Annotated in this window: 19 protein-coding genes; 9 read left to right on the top strand and 10 right to left on the bottom strand. The window is 68.1% G+C overall.

The window, feature by feature from the left end; all coding sequences use genetic code 11:
* On the top strand, nt 1-318 hold a 318-nt coding region (locus tag AC1DR1_RS19575; protein ID WP_476993126.1), incomplete at its 5' end, for an enolase C-terminal domain-like protein.
* 139 nt (nt 319-457) lie between these two features.
* Here AC1DR1_RS19575 and AC1DR1_RS19570 read toward each other — a convergent pair.
* The 3 genes from AC1DR1_RS19570 to AC1DR1_RS19560 all read right to left on the bottom strand — a co-directional run bounded on the left by AC1DR1_RS19570 (nt 458) and on the right by AC1DR1_RS19560 (nt 3,666).
* On the bottom strand, nt 458-667 hold the full coding sequence (locus tag AC1DR1_RS19570) for a hypothetical protein (protein ID WP_229995799.1): 210 nt from the start codon (nt 665-667) through the stop codon (nt 458-460).
* 201 nt (nt 668-868) lie between these two features.
* Entirely contained in the window at nt 869-2,032 is a 1,164-nt protein-coding gene (locus AC1DR1_RS19565; protein ID WP_229995800.1) for a cyclase family protein, read from the bottom strand.
* On the bottom strand, nt 2,029-3,666 hold the full coding sequence (locus AC1DR1_RS19560) for a purine-cytosine permease family protein (protein ID WP_229995801.1): 1,638 nt from the start codon (nt 3,664-3,666) through the stop codon (nt 2,029-2,031). Before AC1DR1_RS19560 ends, AC1DR1_RS19565 begins: the two co-directional genes overlap by 4 nt.
* Nucleotides 3,667-3,946: 280 nt before the next feature.
* Between AC1DR1_RS19560 and AC1DR1_RS19555 the strand changes: the two genes are divergently transcribed.
* Nucleotides 3,947-4,729, top strand: a complete 783-nt coding sequence (locus tag AC1DR1_RS19555) for a phosphatase PAP2 family protein (RefSeq protein ID WP_229995802.1) — start codon at nt 3,947-3,949, stop codon at nt 4,727-4,729.
* 6 nt (nt 4,730-4,735) lie between these two features.
* Here the strand turns inward: AC1DR1_RS19555 and AC1DR1_RS19550 are convergent, their stop codons facing one another.
* On the bottom strand, nt 4,736-5,023 hold the full coding sequence (locus AC1DR1_RS19550; RefSeq protein ID WP_229995803.1) for a MerR family transcriptional regulator: 288 nt from the start codon (nt 5,021-5,023) through the stop codon (nt 4,736-4,738).
* 136 nt (nt 5,024-5,159) lie between these two features.
* Between AC1DR1_RS19550 and AC1DR1_RS19545 the strand changes: the two genes are divergently transcribed.
* Both AC1DR1_RS19545 and AC1DR1_RS19540 read left to right on the top strand, forming a co-directional pair.
* Nucleotides 5,160-5,588 (top strand): Hsp20/alpha crystallin family protein, encoded by a 429-nt coding sequence (locus AC1DR1_RS19545; protein WP_290369409.1) that lies wholly within the window; start codon nt 5,160-5,162, stop codon nt 5,586-5,588.
* Between the two features lie 67 nt (nt 5,589-5,655).
* Nucleotides 5,656-6,057, top strand: coding sequence for a J domain-containing protein (locus tag AC1DR1_RS19540; RefSeq protein ID WP_229995804.1), 402 nt, complete (start codon nt 5,656-5,658; stop codon nt 6,055-6,057).
* 84 nt (nt 6,058-6,141) lie between these two features.
* On the opposite strand, the gene AC1DR1_RS19535 is transcribed toward AC1DR1_RS19540, so the two are convergent.
* The gene (locus AC1DR1_RS19535; RefSeq protein WP_356815859.1) at nt 6,142-6,699 is read right to left on the bottom strand and encodes a TspO/MBR family protein; all 558 of its coding nucleotides are present in this window, start codon (nt 6,697-6,699) and stop codon (nt 6,142-6,144) included.
* A 116-nt stretch (nt 6,700-6,815) separates the two neighbouring features.
* Between AC1DR1_RS19535 and AC1DR1_RS19530 the strand changes: the two genes are divergently transcribed.
* Nucleotides 6,816-8,375, top strand: coding sequence for a GH1 family beta-glucosidase (locus tag AC1DR1_RS19530; protein ID WP_229995805.1), 1,560 nt, complete (start codon nt 6,816-6,818; stop codon nt 8,373-8,375).
* Here AC1DR1_RS19530 and AC1DR1_RS19525 read toward each other — a convergent pair.
* Nucleotides 8,372-9,445 (bottom strand): App1 family protein, encoded by a 1,074-nt coding sequence (locus AC1DR1_RS19525; RefSeq protein ID WP_476993125.1) that lies wholly within the window; start codon nt 9,443-9,445, stop codon nt 8,372-8,374. The genes AC1DR1_RS19530 and AC1DR1_RS19525 overlap by 4 nt on opposite strands.
* 74 nt (nt 9,446-9,519) lie before the next feature.
* On the bottom strand, nt 9,520-10,320 hold the full coding sequence (locus tag AC1DR1_RS19520) for a DUF72 domain-containing protein (protein WP_229995807.1): 801 nt from the start codon (nt 10,318-10,320) through the stop codon (nt 9,520-9,522).
* Between the two features lie 125 nt (nt 10,321-10,445).
* Here AC1DR1_RS19520 and AC1DR1_RS19515 point away from each other — a divergent pair, with 125 nt between their 5' ends.
* From AC1DR1_RS19515 to AC1DR1_RS19500, 4 genes are all read left to right on the top strand, one after another.
* Nucleotides 10,446-12,302 carry a glycoside hydrolase family 15 protein gene (locus tag AC1DR1_RS19515; RefSeq protein ID WP_476993124.1) on the top strand — a complete coding sequence of 619 codons (1,857 nt, stop codon included), beginning with the start codon at nt 10,446-10,448 and terminating at the stop codon, nt 12,300-12,302.
* A 193-nt stretch (nt 12,303-12,495) separates the two neighbouring features.
* Complete coding sequence (locus AC1DR1_RS19510; protein ID WP_229995193.1) at nt 12,496-12,804, top strand: DUF1508 domain-containing protein; 309 nt, start codon at nt 12,496-12,498, stop codon at nt 12,802-12,804.
* A 53-nt stretch (nt 12,805-12,857) separates the two neighbouring features.
* Nucleotides 12,858-13,181 carry a hypothetical protein gene (locus AC1DR1_RS19505; RefSeq protein ID WP_476993123.1) on the top strand — a complete coding sequence of 108 codons (324 nt, stop codon included), beginning with the start codon at nt 12,858-12,860 and terminating at the stop codon, nt 13,179-13,181.
* A gap of 150 nt (nt 13,182-13,331) precedes the next feature.
* The gene (locus tag AC1DR1_RS19500) at nt 13,332-14,093 is read left to right on the top strand and encodes an SDR family oxidoreductase (RefSeq protein WP_229995195.1); all 762 of its coding nucleotides are present in this window, start codon (nt 13,332-13,334) and stop codon (nt 14,091-14,093) included.
* 47 nt (nt 14,094-14,140) lie between these two features.
* On the opposite strand, the gene AC1DR1_RS19495 is transcribed toward AC1DR1_RS19500, so the two are convergent.
* The 3 genes from AC1DR1_RS19495 to AC1DR1_RS19485 are packed head-to-tail and all read right to left on the bottom strand — an operon-like array spanning nt 14,141 to nt 17,174.
* Nucleotides 14,141-14,530 (bottom strand): sterol carrier family protein, encoded by a 390-nt coding sequence (locus AC1DR1_RS19495; protein WP_229995196.1) that lies wholly within the window; start codon nt 14,528-14,530, stop codon nt 14,141-14,143.
* Between the two features lie 16 nt (nt 14,531-14,546).
* On the bottom strand, nt 14,547-15,563 hold the full coding sequence (locus tag AC1DR1_RS19490) for an asparaginase (protein WP_229995197.1): 1,017 nt from the start codon (nt 15,561-15,563) through the stop codon (nt 14,547-14,549).
* A gap of 36 nt (nt 15,564-15,599) precedes the next feature.
* The gene (locus AC1DR1_RS19485; protein ID WP_476993122.1) at nt 15,600-17,174 is read right to left on the bottom strand and encodes a molybdopterin-dependent oxidoreductase; all 1,575 of its coding nucleotides are present in this window, start codon (nt 17,172-17,174) and stop codon (nt 15,600-15,602) included.
* Between the last annotated feature and the right edge of the window lie 39 nt (nt 17,175-17,213).

Here is a 17,213-nt window from a genome sequence, read left to right as displayed (position 1 = left end):
GTGATGGACTTCGCCGCGCAGTACCAGATCAAGTCCGGCTTCCACGGCCCCACCGACATCTCCCCGGTCGGGTTCGCCGCGCAGCTGCACGTCGGCCTGGCGATCCACAACTACGGCATCCAGGAATACATGCAGCACTCGGATGCGACCAACGAGGTCTTCGAACAGTCCATGACCTTCGTGGACGGCTACCTGCACCCGGGAGACAAGCCCGGCATCGGCGTCGACTTCAACGCCGAAGCCGCCGCCGCCTACCCCTACCAGCAGGCCTACCTGCCCTACAACCGCCTCGTCGACGGCACCGTCCATGACTGGTGAACCGGCCATGACAGGTGACCGGCGCTGATGGTAACCGGCCCCTGAAACGCCAAAAAGGTCCCGGGCGGCGAGTCGATGCTCTGCCGCCCGGGACCTGGCTCTTTGAAGTCCGGCTCTCGGCGTCCGGTCTACCGGTGGCTCAGTGAACGAGCTCGCGGGTCATGCCGTAGGGGACCTTGTCGGAGAGGGCCGCGGTGTAGTGGCCCGGCTTGTGCCGCGTGAGCAGAATGCCGTGCTTCCCCGTGGTCATGGCGAGCTGCTGCAGCCCGCGGACGGCGTCGTTGAGTCGTTCGTCGAGGACGTGGCGGTTGTCGACTTGGATCTCAATGGACTCGGTAATCGTGGTCATCGCTCTGTCTTTCTTGGAGTACTTCTAGTCGGCCCCAATGGATTCAGGAACAATAACGTCATATTTATTGACCCGTCAAATCACCACGCCGTGTCTGAGCGCAGGCCGTGCGGACGCCAAATGCCCGCACGTAGCGGCCCTGGCGGTTGACCTGCAGATCCATCCCGGCCCCGGCTGTCCCAGTGAGTCTGGTCACCCGGATCACTGGGGGCAGGCCGAGAGGTGCTCGTGGACGCAAACGATGCTGCCGTCCGGGGCCCGGGAGAAGATGATGGTCTCCCGTTCATCGCTCGTATCGCGGCCACCTTCCCGGTCAATCTGGACTGTCGTGGCCACGCGGTGGGAAAACACCGCGGTAGCCCCCAGAAGCTGGATGTCCTGCTCGCTGCTCCGGCATTCGAGCACGCGCCAGCCGCCGGCGAGCCAGTTGTCCCAGAGAGCGCGGTAGGCGGACCGGGAACCAAGGCTCTGGGCTTCCGGATGGAAGATGAATGTCGCCTGGGGGCTGAAGGCGGCAAAGTAGGCTTCGGTGTCCGTGGCCGCGAAGGCGGCAACCAGGCGGTCCGCTGCGTCCTGCACCTCTTGGCGGCTGAGGGCGCGGATCACTGTCGGCTGCAGCGCCGTCGGGTACAGCACCGCCGGCTGCAGTTCCGGAGCCGGCAGCCGCCGTGCCACGGCCCGGATCGGGGCACCGTCGGCCCCGGGGATATTGAGTGGAAAGAGGAAGACCTCGACGTCGGATCCTGCTTCTCTGGCCCGCTGGACCTGCTCCAGCCCGGTGAGGTTTTCTACGATAATGCAGCCGTTTCCGGCCAGGATGGCGTGAGCTGGGAAGCTGCCGTCCGCCGGCCTGCCGTCCGAAGCGCCGGGGGAGCTGGGATCCACGCTGAGGGCGTCCAGGCCTACGGCGCGGTAGCCGCGGTCCACGATCAGCTGCGCCGCCGCGGCGTCGAGCCACGGGTGTTTGAGGTACTCGTCGGTTCCCCAGGCCGCGGCGCAGCCGGTGTGCAGCAGGAGGATCCTCGCTGGATTCCCAGGTTCCCCGGGATTCCCAGTCATGCCCGCCGGGGCGATCCCTGCCAACTGCGCGGCGGTGATGGCGCCGCCGCGGGCCACGCCCCGGATGTCCACGATTTCGGCGACGCCGCCGAAGAGGGAGAGCGGCAGCTCGTCCAGGGCTGCCCAGCCGTCGCCCACATGCAGGGGTGCGTCTGCGTGGGTGCCCGAATGGGAGCCCATGGCGAGGGAGAGCACGTTGGCGCCGTCGGCCTCCACGGTCAGTGCCGATGCGATCCGGACCTCTGGGTCGCCGGGGTAAACAGGCATTCCGGTGCGCAGCGGAACGCTGAGATCGAACCACGTCACGGCTGGCTCACCAGCTCCGGGTCCCGGTCGCCGGACGAGCCCGGCGCGGCTGCCTCCTGGGGTGCGGCAGGGACGGTGTTGCCGGCCGCATCCATGACCGGCGGCACCGGTGTGTCCTTCGAGGGGATCCAGCGCGGCCCGGCGGCCGGGAACACTCCGCGCGGCTCCGGGAAAATCCACAGCAGCCCGAGGTACAGAACGGCCGCCAGCCCCAGCGATGCCGGCAGGCTGATGTCCACACCGCCCGCCAGATTGCCCAGGGGCCCCTGGAACTGGCCGGGCATGTTCACCAAACTCAGCCCTGCCCCGGCGCTGACCAGCCAGGCAGTCATGCCGCGCAGGTTCCAGCCGTGGTTGAACCAGTACCGTCCGCCACTCTGGCGCCGGTTGAACACCTGGAGGGCATCGGCGTCGTACCAGCCGCGGCGGGTGATGAAGCCGATGATCATGACCACCATCCACGGCGCGGTGCAGGTCACGATCAGGGTGGCGAATGTGGAAATGCTCTGGACAAGGTTGAAGGCGAAGCGGCCGGCGAAGATGAACACGATCGCCAGGGTCCCGATGAACAGGGTGGCCTGGACCCGGTTGAACCTCGGGAACACGCTGCTGAAATCAAGGCCGGTGCCGTACAGCGAGGACGCCCCGGTGGACATGCCGCCGATCAGGGCGATGGCGCAGAGCGGCACGAAATACCAGGCCGGGGAAATCGCCAGCAGTCCGCCGACGTAGTTCGGCGCCGCCGGATCCATGAATTCCGGTGCCTTGGTGGCGATGATGGACGCCGTGGCCAGGCCAAAGACGAACGGGATAAGGGTGGCCAGCTGGGCGAGCAGCGCCGCACCCATGACCCGGCGCTTCGGTGTGGCGGTGGGGATGTATCGCGCCCAGTCGCCCAGGAACGCGCCGAACGAGATGGGGTTGGACATGACGATCAGGGCCGCGCCGATGAAGGCCGGGATGAATCCCGCGATGCCGACGCCGTCGAATCCGGTCCCGAAGGAGCCCTCGAAGTTCAGGTTGAGGTCGCCCGCGAAGGCGATGAAGCCGACAACGAACAGCAGGGTGGCCGCCGTGACGGCAATCTTGTTCACCAGCAGCATGAACTTGAACCCGTAGACACAGACAACCAGGACGAGTCCACCAAAGAGGCCGTAGGCGACGGCGAACGAGCCCATGTCCTGCGGCAGGCCAACCAGCCGGTTCAGGCCGCCGACCAGGGCATCGCCGGAACTCCAGACCGAGATGGAGAAAAATGCCAAGGCAGTTAGCAATGACAGGAATGATCCGACCACCCGGCCGTGCACGCCCAGGTGGGCTGAGGATGACACTGCGTTGTTGGTCCCGTTCGTGGGGCCGAAGACGGCCATGGGTGCCAGCAGGAGGGCGCCGACAACCAGGCCCGTCACCGTCGCGGCGAGTCCCTGCCAGAATGACAGGCCGAAAAGGATCGGAAATGCGCCCAGGAAGGCCGTGGCGAAGGTGTTGGCCCCGCCGAACGAAACCCTGAACAGGTCAAGGGCGCTCGCATTGCGGTCCTTCTCGGGTATCCGCTCGATGCCGTAGGTCTCCACCTCGGTGACCTTTCCGGGGTTCCGCCCCGCGCGGGCATCAGCAGGCTGTTCCTCGACCATTGTTGTTCTCCATCCAGCTCATCATTGATTCCGCAAGAGTTGCTTAGTAAGCATCACAAGTTGCCTTGGAGGCTAACTTGTTAGTTTGGGAGGCTACACTGTGAAGCGGCTCACAGCAACGTCCTGCCCCGTCCGGGCCGGCAGGTTACGGAATCCGGCGGCCGGGCCACACCTCTGCGGGGGAGATCCCGTCGGGCCATTTGCCTACCACCGCGCAAATAACAGGGGATAATCTTCAGCGGGGACTATCCACAACACGGCGCAAAGGCGGCACGGCGACATGGCAGAGGCTCAAACAGGTAAACCGCAGGGCCGGTGGCGGACCTTCCACGAAAAGTTCGTCGTGGAGGAGCGGTACATGAGCGCCACGGCGCGCCGGAATCTGTATCTCACGGCCGTCGCCCTGATGATCACGGGCGTCGTGCTGTTCGTGGTAATCCTCGCAAGTGTCCTCCAGCACGGCGGCCTGTCGGCGGCGGACGAGCCTACCCGGTCCTGGCTCCTGACCCTGCGTGGGGAACCTGCCACCACCATCATGATCATTCTGGCGATCGTCTTCGGCCCCATCGGCCTGCCGATCATTGTCCTCGTCGTGACTGTGGCCTGGGGCTTGCTGGCCAAGCACGCCTGGCGGCCGATGCTCCTGGCCGGCGCCATGCTGACCGGGGTGATCCTTGCGCAGGTGATTGGCCGCATAGTGGAACGCCAGCGTCCACCCGTGGAGCTCATGCTCTTCGGTGCCGACACCACGTTCTCCTTCCCTTCCGGTCACGTCCTGGGCGCGTGCGATTTCCTGCTGGTCACCACGTTCCTGGTCTTCTCGCGCCGGAAGAGCCCCTGGGCCGCCGTCGTCGCCTTCATTGTGGCGGGGATCGGCATGTTCTTCGCAGCAATCAGCCGCCTCTACCTCGGCTATCACTGGCTGACCGATGCCCTGGGCGCCTTCTCCATCTCGCTGGTGGTCCTGGGCGGGGTCATTGCGCTGGACACCTGGCGGACGGCCCGGATCCGGGGCGAACAGATCACGGGAACGCTCTCCACCGCCGACGCCGGCCAGGACTGAGCACCGTCAGCGGCCGCGCGCCCGCTTGAGCTCGGCCCGCAGCCGGGCATTGGCTTCCTCCAGTTCCATCACCTTGGCCACGCCGGCCAGGTTAAGGCCCTCCGCCAGGAGTTCGCCGATCCGCCGCAGCACCACGAGGTCGGCGTCGCTGTACTGCCGGGTGCCCCCGGCGGTGCGGTCCGGTGCGAGGAGTCCCCGGCGCTCGTAGAGCCGGATGTTCTGCTGCCCGGTGCCCACCAGCTGCGCCACTACGGAGATGGCGTACAGGCCTGAATCCGCGCCGCGGTCCGCCATGGTCCTCCTCCTGTCCGCAATTTTCCCTTGCAACAGTGTGCCACCGGTGCTATAAAAAATCTATACCCACCACTACAGAAAAAATCGTGGTGGGTGTGGAAGGAATACAGACCAACTCGCACTGAAGGAGTGGGAAATGATGTTGATTCGGACGGACCCGTTCCGTGACTTTGACCGGCTCGCCCAGCAGGTGTTCGGGACGGTGGCACGCCCCGCGGCCATGCCCATGGACGCGTGGCAGGAGAACGGCGAATTCGTCGTTGCATTCGACCTCCCGGGGGTTAACGTCGACTCGATCGGGCTCGACATTGAGCGCAATGTCCTGACCGTCCGGGCGGAGCGGCGGGACCCGACGCAGCCCAACGTGGAGCTGACGGTTTCGGAGCGCCCCCGCGGCGTTTTCAGCCGCCAGTTGATCCTCGGGGACACCCTGGACACGGAAAACGTCAAGGCGCATTACGCTGACGGTGTCCTAACCCTCCGCATTCCCGTGGCGGAGCAGGCCAAGCCGCGGAAGATTGAAATAACCCGTTCGCAGGACAAACGGCAGGAGATCGGGAAGTAGCCCCCGGAGCCGGCGCCGAGCACGCACCACGGCGCCGGCCCCGGCCGTCAGCCCCGGAGAAATGACCATGCCCGGCAGCAACCCTGATCCCCGCGGCTACTACGCGCTGTTGCACGTCTCGCCGGAGGCGAGCCGGCAGGAGATTGGCCACGCCTTCCGGGCGCTGATGCGCCGGCACCATCCGGATATCGGTTATCCGGACATCGGCCCTCCCGACGGCAGTGACGCGGGCGGGATTCTGCAGGCCTTCGCCGTGCTGCGGGACGCCAGGACCCGGGCGGAGTATGACGCCGGCGGCGGGCGGCCTGACGTCCAGGACGGCACCTTGAATCACCAGAACGGCCGGAGCCACCAAAACGGCCAGAGCGGCCATCCCGGCCCGGGCGGCCGCGACATCCCGGTGCGCATCGTCCGGCGTCGGGATCCCCTTGTGCGCGTGCTCCCCGTTCGCTGGGAACCCGGGCCGTGACGGGGAGACACTGTTGCCCGGGCCGCTGACCGGAGCGGAAGAAGCGGGACAGGAAGGACGTCGGGGTTCAGTTGCTGGCAGGGTTCAGTTGCTGGCGGCGGCGTAGGCGTTCAGGGTAAGTGAGAACACAATCCACGAGACGTACGGCAGCATGAGCAGGCCGGCTGCCCGGCTGATGAGGCCGAACCGGACCACGGTGGCGGCCGCGGCCACGGCATGGGCGGCGATGACCAGGAGAGCCAGCCAGAGGGCGGCCGAGCCGACCATGGGGTACATGCCGAAGAACAGGGGCGCCCAGGCGAGGTTCACGAGCAGCAGGATGCCGTAGACGGTCATGGCGCCTCGGCTGCGCCCGGAGGAGGCAAGCCCTGTTCCCCGGCGCCAGACCAGCCACGCCGCCACCGCCATGGTTGTATATAGCACCGTCCAGACCGCTCCGAAGGCCCAGGCCGGGGGAGTCCACGGAGCCTTGTCCGCCGCCGCGTACCATCCGCCGGCGTTCCCGATGATGACCAGCGACGCCACAAAGGACACCCCATGGGAGACCGCGAGGAAGCAGAGGAGAGCTGCTGCCTGCCGGCCGGGGCCGGGCGTCGCCGGGGCCGGCCGGCGGTTGACGCCTTGTTCAATTGTCAGGTGCACTGATCAACAGTGGCCGCCGGCATCGCGTCCGTCAAACGGCCCGGGTCGTGGCGCCCGCCCCCGGGGAAGCCTAAGATCAGTCAACCAACTCCTGAAACTACATAGAGGTCCCGTCGATGAACGCTTCCGCCAAGGATCTGGCTTCCCTTCTTCCGCCCGGCTTCACCCTGGGCGTGGCTACATCCGCTTTCCAGATCGAGGGCGCACTCGACGAAGACGGCCGCGGCCCCACCGGATGGGACGTCTTCGCCGCGAAACCGGGCTCGATCGTGGAGGACCACAGCCCGGCCGTCTCCTGCGACCACTACCACCGGATGCCAGAGGACGTGGCACTGATGAAGGACCTGGGGATCGATTCGTACCGGTTTTCGTTGTCCTGGTCCAGGATCCAGCCCGGCGGCAGCGGGCCCGTGAACCCCGCCGGACTGGACTTCTACGACCGGCTGATCGACCTGTTGCTCGCCAACGGTATTTCCCCCATGGCCACGCTCTATCACTGGGACACCCCGCTGCCCCTGGATGAGGCCGGCGGGTGGATGAACCGGGATACGGCCTACCGGCTGGGGGACTTCGCCGGCATCGCCGCGGCCGCCTTCGGGGACCGCGTTAGCCGCTGGGTGACTGTCAACGAGCCCGCCACGGTCACCACCAACGGCTACGCCCTGGGCATGCATGCGCCCGGCGAGGCACTCATGCTCAAGGCCCTCCCCAGCGTGCACCACCAGTTGCTGGGCCACGGCCTGGCGCTCCAGGCGCTGCGTGCCGCCAAGGTACAGGGCGAAATCGGCATTACCAATGTGTACTCACCGATGGTCCCGGCCACCGCCAACCCGCTGGACGCGGTCAGCGCCGGACTCATGGATGTGGCGCAGAACCGGCTCTACGCTGACCCCGTGCTGCTCGGCAAGTACCCGGACATCATTCGGGCCGCTACGTTCTTTTCATCGTCGTTCAGCCCCTCCAGCGAAGATATGGACCTGATCTCCCAGCCCCTGGATTTCTATGGCCTGAACTATTACATGCCCACCCGCGTCGGGGCGGGTCCGGGTGAGGGGACCGTGCCGCCCGGCATGGCCGAGGCCATGGGGGATGACCTCAGCGGGACACCCGGTGCGCCCTTCCACATCGCGCCGTTCCCGGACACCGAGACCACGGCCTACGGCTGGCCGGTCAAGCCCGAATACATGTCGGTTGCCCTGGCTGAGATGGCCGAGCGCTACCCGGATCTGCCTCCGGTCTACATCACCGAGGGCGGGGCCAGTTTCGAGGACGTGGTGGTCCAGTGTGTCGGGGCGGACCGCCGGATGGTTCCGGATGAACGGCGCCTGCGTTACCTCGCGGAGCACATCGGCACGGCCCTGGAAGCGACACGTCCCGGCGGTGCGGCCGAGGCCGTGGACCTTCGCGGCTACTATGTGTGGTCCTTCATGGATAACTTCGAGTGGTCCGCCGGCTACAAGCAGCCGTTCGGTCTGGTGCACGTCGATTTCGACACCCAGGTCCGCACACCGAAGGCCTCCTACTACTGGCTCCAGGAAGTTCTGGCGGCCCGGAACGCGGCGCCCGCCGCGCAGCCCGACGTCGGAAAGCAGGCCGACGTCGGGCAACAGGATGGGGCGGCCGACGTCGGACAGCCCCGCCCCGGGGCCGACGCCCCTAAAGCAGCGACAACTTAGAGCAGATCCAGGTCCTGCAGGCCCTTGGCGAGTCCGGCGCCGTCGGGCGAGTAGAGCCACGGTACGGATGATTCCGAGTGGTCTCCTGTGTCGGAGTGGCCGCCGGCGAAGACGGCCTCGCTGGCCGAGAGCTGCCGGATGCCGATCGCGGCGACCTGGTCCGGGTGCTCCTGCGCGAAGCCGGAGTAGATCTCTTCATCGTGCTGGCCGTTGTCGCCGAACAGCAGCCAGCGCATGTTCGGGAACTCCTGGGCCAGCAGCTCAAGGTTCCGCCGTTTGTGTTCCTGTCCGCTGCGGAACCAGCGGTCATGGGTCAGTCCCCAGTCCGTGAGCAGCAGTGCGCCCGAGGGATAGAGGTTCCGGGCGATGAAGCGGGCCAGAGTGGGCGCTGCGTTCCACGGCCCGGTGGACAGGTAGATCACCGGCGCCTCCGGGTGTTCCACCTTGAGCCGATCCATCAGGACGGCCATGCCGGGTGTCGCCATCCGGGCGCGTTCGTTCAGGACGAAGGTGTTCCACAGCGCCAGGAAAGGCCGGGGGAGGGCCGTGACCATGATGGTGTCGTCAATGTCCGAGACAATGCCCAGCTTGGTGTCCGGGGAGATCACGAAAATCCTGGCCTCAACCGGTTCCGTTCCTTCGGCCCGCAGCACGGCCGTATGCCAGCCCGGGGCCAACGCCACGTGGACCAGGGTGTCTACCAGGCCGCCGCGGTCCGTATGCACGTGCACGCGCGTGGTGACGCCGCCGATCTGGATTTCCACCTCGGTGAACTGAACCGGGACACTCGTGAAGGCGCGCCAGCCGCGGATGTTCTGGTTTCCGTTCAGGGCCAGGCGCTCCGCCTTGCTGCCGGGCACGGGCCTGCTGGTGAGGACCACGCGGCCCAGCAGCCTGACCCACTCTGTCGAACCGTAGCCCTGATAGGCGACGGTCTGCGGGATGAACTTCCAGCGGCGGGCCGTCTTGAGGCGAACCCCATTGACGGTGTCCGACACCCAATGGGCGAGCCGGAAGGCCCTGTTACCGGACACGGGCAGCTGCTGCGCTGGTTGCGACGCCAATTCCATGCCTCCACTCTCCCACAGTGCCGGGCCGCGGCAGTGCCGGCGGGGTTCCGGGAGGCGGCGCCCGTGACTCCGGATTACCCAGGCGGCGGCTCATCCAGCAGCCGGCGCAGTGCGGTGGCGTTGCGGACGGCGTTGCCGCCGCCGTCGTTGTTGAAATAGGCGAAGACGTCCTTGCCGGCCGCCCGCCATTCGCGGATCCGCGCGGCCCACCAGTGCAGGTCCTCGTCCGGATACGATCCGCCGTAGAGGACGTCGCGGTCCGGGCCGTGAAGCCGGACGTAGACGAACGGTGCGGTCGCGCGCAGGACGCACGGGAGCCCGGCGCCGCTCATGATGCAGTAGGCCGCGCCGTAACGTTCCAGCAGGGCGTAAACGCCGGCGTCGTCCCAGCTTGGGTGGCGGAACTCCACGCTGACACGGATCCACCCGGGCAGTGCCGCCAGGAAGTAGTCCAGCCGGGCATCGTCCCGCGCGAAGTCCGGGGGCAGCTGGACGAGCAGCACGGCCCGCTTGTCGCCGAGTTCGTGCCAGCACCGGGTGATCCGGTCCACCCAGGCCTCCGGGGCGTAGAGCTTCTTGCCGTGGGTCAGGCCCCGGGGCGCCTTGACGGACAGGGCGAACCCTTCGGGCAGGCGGCGGCGCCACCCGGCAAACGAGTCCTCCCTGGGCCAGCGGTAGAAGCTGGCGTTCAGTTCCACGGTGTCGAAGCGGGCCGCATAGTGCGCCAGCCTGTCCCGGGCGGGCAGGCCTGGCGGATAGAGGACCCCTTCCCAGTGGTCATAGCTCCAGCCGGACGTTCCGATCCGCACAGTTCCTGTGCGGCCGGTACCTGTGTCGCCGGCGCCGTCGTGCCAAGCGGCTTCGTGCCCTGCCATGCCCGGTCCCTTTCCCCGCAGATAGTTCTCCCACGGATGGATCCTAGTCCTGCGGGCATTCCGGTGATCCGGCTCCCGATGCCCTCCCGTGCCGGGTGGGACTGTGGTGTGGCACTGTAAGTGTCATGGCCCGCATCGAGGATTACGCAATGGTCGGGGATCTGCACACCGCGGCCCTGATCAGCACCGAAGGCTCCATTGACTGGCTGTGCCTGCCCCGCTTCGACTCACCGGCCTGTTTCGGCGCGCTCCTCGATACCCCCGCGGCCGGCCGGTGGCTGCTGGCGCCGGCCGGCGGCGGCGAATGCACCCGGCGCCGCTACCGCAAGGGCACGCTGATCCTGGAAACCGAGTGGGACTTGCCCGAGGGCAAGGTCCGGATCATTGACTTCATGCCGCCGCGCGACGAAGTGGCGGATATCGTGCGGATCGTCGTCGGTGTCCGCGGCACGGTGCGGATGCGCGGCGAACTGGCGCTCCGGTTCGACTATGGCCATATTGTGCCGTGGGTCCGCCACGACGAGCGCGGGATCCACGCCGTCGCCGGGCCCGACTCCGCCTATCTGGTGACCGAGGCGCCCCTGCGGGGCGAGCGGATGCACACCGTCAGCGACTTCACGGTCACGGCCGGGGACCGGGTGCCCTTCGTGCTGACATGGAGCCCCAGCCACCGTCGCCGGCCGCGCTCAGTGAACCCGGAAGCGGTCCTGGCCTCCACCGAGGAGTTCTGGCTTGGCTGGTCGGCGAAGTGCAAGGTCACCGGGCCGCACCGTGACGCCGTCCAGCGCTCGCTGATCACGCTCAAAGCCTTGACCTTCGCCCCCACCGGGGGCATTGTTGCCGCCGTCACGACGTCCCTGCCGGAGGAGATCGGCGGCACCCGGAACTGGGACTACCGCTTCTGCTGGCTGCGCGACGCCACCCTCACCCTGCAGGCGCTGCTGGCCGCGGGCTACACGGAGGAGGCCGGCGCGTGGCGCGACTGGCTGCTCCGGGCCGTCGCCGGGGACCCGGCGGATTTGCAGATCATGTACGGCCTCCACGGTGAACGCCGGCTGCCGGAGCTCGAACTGCCGTGGCTGAAGGGCTATGAAAACTCCGCCCCGGTGCGTACCGGGAACGGCGCGGCCGGCCAGCTGCAGCTCGATGTCTGGGGCGAGGTGCTCGATTGCCTGTCCCTGACCCGGAACTCCCTCCTCAAACACACCGACGACGCCTGGGACGTCCAGGTGGCCCTCATGGAACACCTCGAGACAGCCTGGAGCCGGCCGGATAACGGGCTGTGGGAAATGCGCGGCCCGCAGCGCCACTTCACGCACTCCAAGGTGATGGCATGGGTGGCGGCGGACCGCATGGTCAAGGGGGTCCGGGACTTCGGCCTGACCGGCCCGGCCGACCGCTGGGAAGAGCTGCGTGACAGAATCCACGCCGAGGTCATGGCCAACGGGTTCGACGCCGAACGCAACACATTCGTGCAGTCCTACGGGCGGCCCGAGCTGGACGCCAGTCTCCTGTTGCTGCCCCGGGTGGGGTTCCTCCCGCCGGATGATCCGCGCATCATCGGAACCATCGACGCCGTCCAGCGCGAGCTGACGCACGACGGCTTCCTGCGCCGCTACCTGCCGGCGCAGAGCGACGACGGGCTTCCCGGCGAGGAAGGGGTGTTCCTAGCGTGCTCCTTCTGGCTGGTGGAGGCGCTGATCGGGGCGGGCCGGCGCCACGAGGCCGGGGAACTGTTCGAGCGCCTGCTGGCGCTGCGCAACGACGTCGGACTCCTCAGCGAGGAGTGGGGCGTCGAGGCCGGCCGTCAGCTTGGCAACACGCCGCAGGCCTTCAGCCACTTCGCCCTCGTGATGAGCGCGCTGGAACTGCAAGACGATGGCGTCCGCCGCAGCGACACCCCGCTGCGTGCGGGCGCGGGCGGGGCGCCGCCTCCCCGGACCCGCAGATCGCCCCGCCCCGGATCCGCCCCGCGTCCCTGAGGCGCGCCCGCCCCCCCGTGACGTGTGCCCGTGCCCGCAAACCCTGCCAGTGACCTGTCCCCGTGACCCTCGGCCCGGCCGCCGGTGGGCTCCAGTGGGGGAACGGCAGGACCTTCAGCACTTTCCCTCCACCGTTAAGTAAGTACACTTACTAACATCCCGGCGGGGGATACGAGGGAACGAGGAGTGTGCAATGGCGGGGTATTTTGAGCTCGTGGACGCGCCCGACGGCGGCTACCGCATTCGGATGATGGACGGGGCAGGACAACTGATGGCGGTCTCAGTGACGTTTCCCACCAAGAAAGCGGCCGTTGCCGGCGTCGCCCAGGCGAGGGAGATCGCAGGAACCGGCCTGATCAGGGACCGCAGCGCCGATGGACGGGCCGCCGTGCCCGGCTCGTCCGCCCGGGTGATCAGGGGGCGGCGCGGCGGTGCCGGGCGATCAAACTCCGCAATTGGAGGCTCGTTGGCGGCGGGAAAGAGGGCGCAGGCCCGCCACTGACCTCCGGGCGGCCGTTGGACCCTGCCGGGATTCCTGCGCCGAGCGGTTACAGTATGGCCATGGATCCGCGGGGGAATCGGAATTCCGGCCGTGCCCGGAAGAGTCTGCTCGGCCGTGTGGCCGTGCCGCTCGCCGCCGCGGCCATGCTGCTCGCCGGGCTGGTCTTCCTCGCCCAGCCGGTGCCGCAGGAGGACTTTGGCTGGTTCGCGTATGCTCCGCTGGCCACCGGACCCGTCGTGCCGCAGGGGCTTATGTTCATGGGCGCCAGCGCCTGGACCGGGTCCGCGCTGATCGGCGTCGGGCTGCTGGTACTCGCGTTCTGGTCCGGCTACCGCACGGGCCGGCAGACCCGGGACCGCGGCGAGGACTCCCGCTAGGGCGGCCCGCCCCGAAATGTCCGCCCGCAGCCTCCCGAGATGACCCACCGAGATGACAGTTCGCGGCGGTCCGGGCGCGAAACACTGCCGTGAAGTGCCATCTCGGCGGTACGCTGGCCGGGCAGCCGCGTAACCGTCGAGGAGGACCCCATGAGCCAGCACCACACCCCCGGAAGGGTCGCCGTCGTCACCGGAGCCGGTTCCGGCATCGGCCGTGCGGTGGCCCGCCTCATGCTGGCCGAGGGCTACCGGGTGGTCCTGGCGGGGCGGCGGGAGGAGCCGCTCCGCGAGACCGCGGCCGGCCACCGCCAGGCGCTCGCGGTCCCGTGCGATGTCACCGTCCCCGACGACGTCGAGCGGCTCTTCGCCGCGGCGCTGGGGCAGTGGGAACGGGTGGACGTGCTCTTCAACAACGCCGGCGTGTTCGGCCCCGCCGCCTCAGTGGACGAGATCACCATGGAGGACTGGGACGCGACCGTGGCCGTGAACCTCACAGGATCCCTCCTCTGCGCCGCGGCCGCCGTCCGGGCCATGAAGGCCCAGTCGCCCCAGGGCGGACGGATCATCAACAACGGTTCGATCGCGGCGCATTCACCCCGGCCCCGGACGGTGGCCTACACGGTGACCAAGCATGCGATCACGGGGCTGACCAAAAGCATTGACCTGGACGGGCGGGAGTTCGGCATCACCTGCGGACAAATCGACATCGGCAATGCCGCAACGGATCTCATGGAGGAGATCGGCGTCGGCTCCGGGGCGGTCCAGGCAGACGGCAGCCTGCGGGCCGAGCCGACATTTGCGGTGCAGGACGCCGCCCGGGCCGTGCTGCTGATGGCCGGGATGCCGGCGTCGGCCAACGTGGGATCCCTCGTGGTCACGGCTGCGGGCATGCCGTTCATCGGCCGCGGCTGAGGTCCTGGCCGCTTGAGGACCGGCTTGTGGGAGGTTAGGAGGCCGGGTTAGAGCGGCAGCAGGGCGGACAGGTCCGCGCGCAGTCCCGAGGCCGCAACATGGCCGGCCGCGACGGCGTCTGCCCAGCTCAATCGCCCGCTGACCATCGCCAGCCAGGTGGCGGCGTCGCACTCGATGACGTTCGGCGGGGTGCCGCGCGTGTGCCGCGGGCCCTCCACGCACTGCGTGACGCCGAACGGAGGGACCCGCACCTCCACGGAGTTGCCGGGCGCCCGCGCGCTGACTTCCTCCAGCGAGTAGCGCACCGCCGTCGCGATGGTGCTGCGCGGGACGGCGCTGGTTCCTTCGGGGCCGGGTGCCGCGGGATTGGCGTCCTGCCACGCGGCAAGTGCCGCGCGGCCCTCGTCCACGGCGATTCGGCGGCGCGATACAGCCACTTTCCTGCCTCCAGCCCTAGTCCAGCAGAGCCGCGACGGCCCGCCCGAGCCGGATTTTGCCTACCGGGCGTCCCCCGCCCAGGACGGGGTCCACCACCTTGTCCAGGACGCTGGACACTTCAGGGATTTCGACGGCGCCGGAGGCCGCGAGGAGCGTCAGCCCCACCAGGGTGGTGGCCCGGATGTTGCCGTCGAGCATCTTGATGGCAACCGAGACGCCCTGGCGGGTGGCCATGACCAGCACCCCCTCGGCGCCGATCTTGGCGAGGATGCCGAGTTCGTCCATCACGATCGTGTTGGCCTGCCCGCGCCCCTGGACGGCCCACGGGTAGTCCAGCATGGACGTGGCAATCGTGGCGGCCCGTGCGTTCGAGTTCTTGTCGCCCGGAGCCTTGGCCAGCTTCGAGTAGGCCCGGGCCAGGCCGATCAGGGAGACGGCGGCAACCGGTGCGCCGCAGCCGTCGATGCCCAGGTGGGTGATGTGTTCGCCGCAGTACTCCTCGATCACGGAGCGGATGCGCTGCTGCAGCGGGTGGTTGGGTTCGAGGTAGCTGTTCTTGTCCCAGCCGTTCTCCGTGCACGCCCAAAGGAACGCAGCGTGCTTGCCCGAGCAGTTGAACGCAAGCCTGGACTTGCCGCGCTCGGTCTGGACGAGCCAGTTCCGGGCGGTCTCATCCTGGGGCCAGTCGGCCGGGCACTGCAGCTGGTCTTCCTTGGCCCCGGCCGCCTTGAGCATGCCCTCGACCACATCCATGTGGTCCAGGGACCCGACGTGGCTGCCGCACGCGATGGCCACCTGGGCACCCCGCAAGGGCACTCCGGACTGCATCGATGCGAGGGCCTGCAGCGGTTTGAGCGTGGACCGGGCAAAAATGGGCGCGTTAATATCGCCGAGCTCGATCACTACAGTTCCATCCGCGGCAAGCACAACAGCCGAGCCGATGTGGCGGGACTCCACGAAGCCGCTGCGTTCGATGACTGCCAGTTCGACGGCGGAGTCGACTGTGAAGGTTGCATGCGGGTTCAAAGCCATGCAGCAAGTCTATGGTGCCCGGTGCTGATACCCCGGTTATTCCACGGTCACCATGACTGACTGCCAGCCGGAGGCGCCGTCCGGGACCGGATCCGCCCGCTTGTCCGTCTGGACCTCGCCGGTGCCGTCCGTGGCGCGGACCTTGATGTAGTGCGGGCCCGGCGTGGCGTCCCATTCGAAGGACCACTGCCGCCAGGTGATGAGGGAGGCCTCGTCGGAGAGCACTGCCTCGGTCCAGGGGCCGCTGTCGATCTGCACCTCCACCTTCGTGATCCCGCGGGTCTGGGCCCACGCGGAACCGCCGAGTGCGACCTTTCCGGCGGGGACCTTGGCGAAGGACTTGGGCACCTCCACGCGCGCCATGGTCTTGATCGGGCCGCGTTCGGACCAGCCGCGCTGGGTCCAATATGCCTTGCTGTCGGCGAACCGGGTCACCTCGAGGTCCACCACCCACTTCGTGGCGGAGACGAAGCCGTACAGCCCGGGAACCACCATCCGCACCGGGTAGCCGTGTTCGAGCGGGAGGGCCTCGCCGTTCATGCCGATCGCCAGCATGGCGTCGCGGTCGTCCTGGAGGACTTCCAGCGGCGTGGAGGCGCTGAAACCGTCAATCGAGGTGGAGAGCACCATGTCCGCGCCCTGCTTGGGGCGGGCCAGCTTCAGGGCGTCTCGGATGGGCATGCCCAGCCATTTGGCGTTGCCGGCCAGGTTGCCGCCGACCGGGTTGGACACGCAGGTCAGCGACACATGGGATTCGATCAGCTGGGCGTCGAGCAGATCCTGGAACGTGAGCCGGACCTCCTGTTCCACAAGGCCGTGGATGCGCAGTTCCCAGTCCTGGGCGTTGATCTCCGGCACACTGAGGGCCGTGTCGATCCGGTAGAAGTCCTTGTTCGGGGTCAGCCACGGCGTGACGCCAGCCACCTTGGACTGGACACCGGCCGGGACGGCGGCGGCGGCCTTGGCCGGTGCGGGCAGCTTCAGCGATTCACGGGCCGCGGCCACGTTGCTGCGGGCCGCGCTCAGCAGGCGCCCGCCGGTGGCAGCAACGGCCGAGGCGGCCGCGGTGATGCCGGCGGCGGCGAAGAATGCGCGCCGCGTGGTCGCCGGGCGCTCGGGTTCCTTCGCGGCGACGTCGGCCGCACGGTCCGGCCATGCCTGCATCCGCCACAGCCTGGTGATCAGGAGACGAAGCACCACCAGACCCACCACGGTGCCGATCAGGGAGGGAATCGCGTCGACCGGTTTGACGCTTGCCCGGGTCACCACACTGCCGACGATCACGGCGCCCATCAGCACCACACCCGCCACACCCAGGGCCCACTTCCGGTACGCCACGATGCCGAGCACGCACGCGAGGAGCAGGATCGTGACCGCCATCCCGACGAACAGCGCGGCCTTGTCGTTGGTGCCGAACGTGGCAATGGCAAAGTCCTTCATCCACGGCGGCGTGAAGTCGATGAACGTGGAGCCCAGCGCAATAAGGGGCGTGGCCCGCGCGGTGAAGAACGCGCCGATCAGTTCCGCGACGGACAGGACGACGGCGGCGGCGGCCACACCGGCCACCGCGGCCAGGGCTGTGGCGCCGCGGGACCGCTTGTTGGGCTTCATGCTGGGCTTGTTCATACAGGCCATTCGTAGCCGCGCGGC

It is taken from the genome of Arthrobacter sp. P4_F10, from assembly GCF_056401435.1.
Note: the sequence above shows the minus strand (reverse complement) of the source record. Positions and strands in the feature narration are given on the sequence as shown.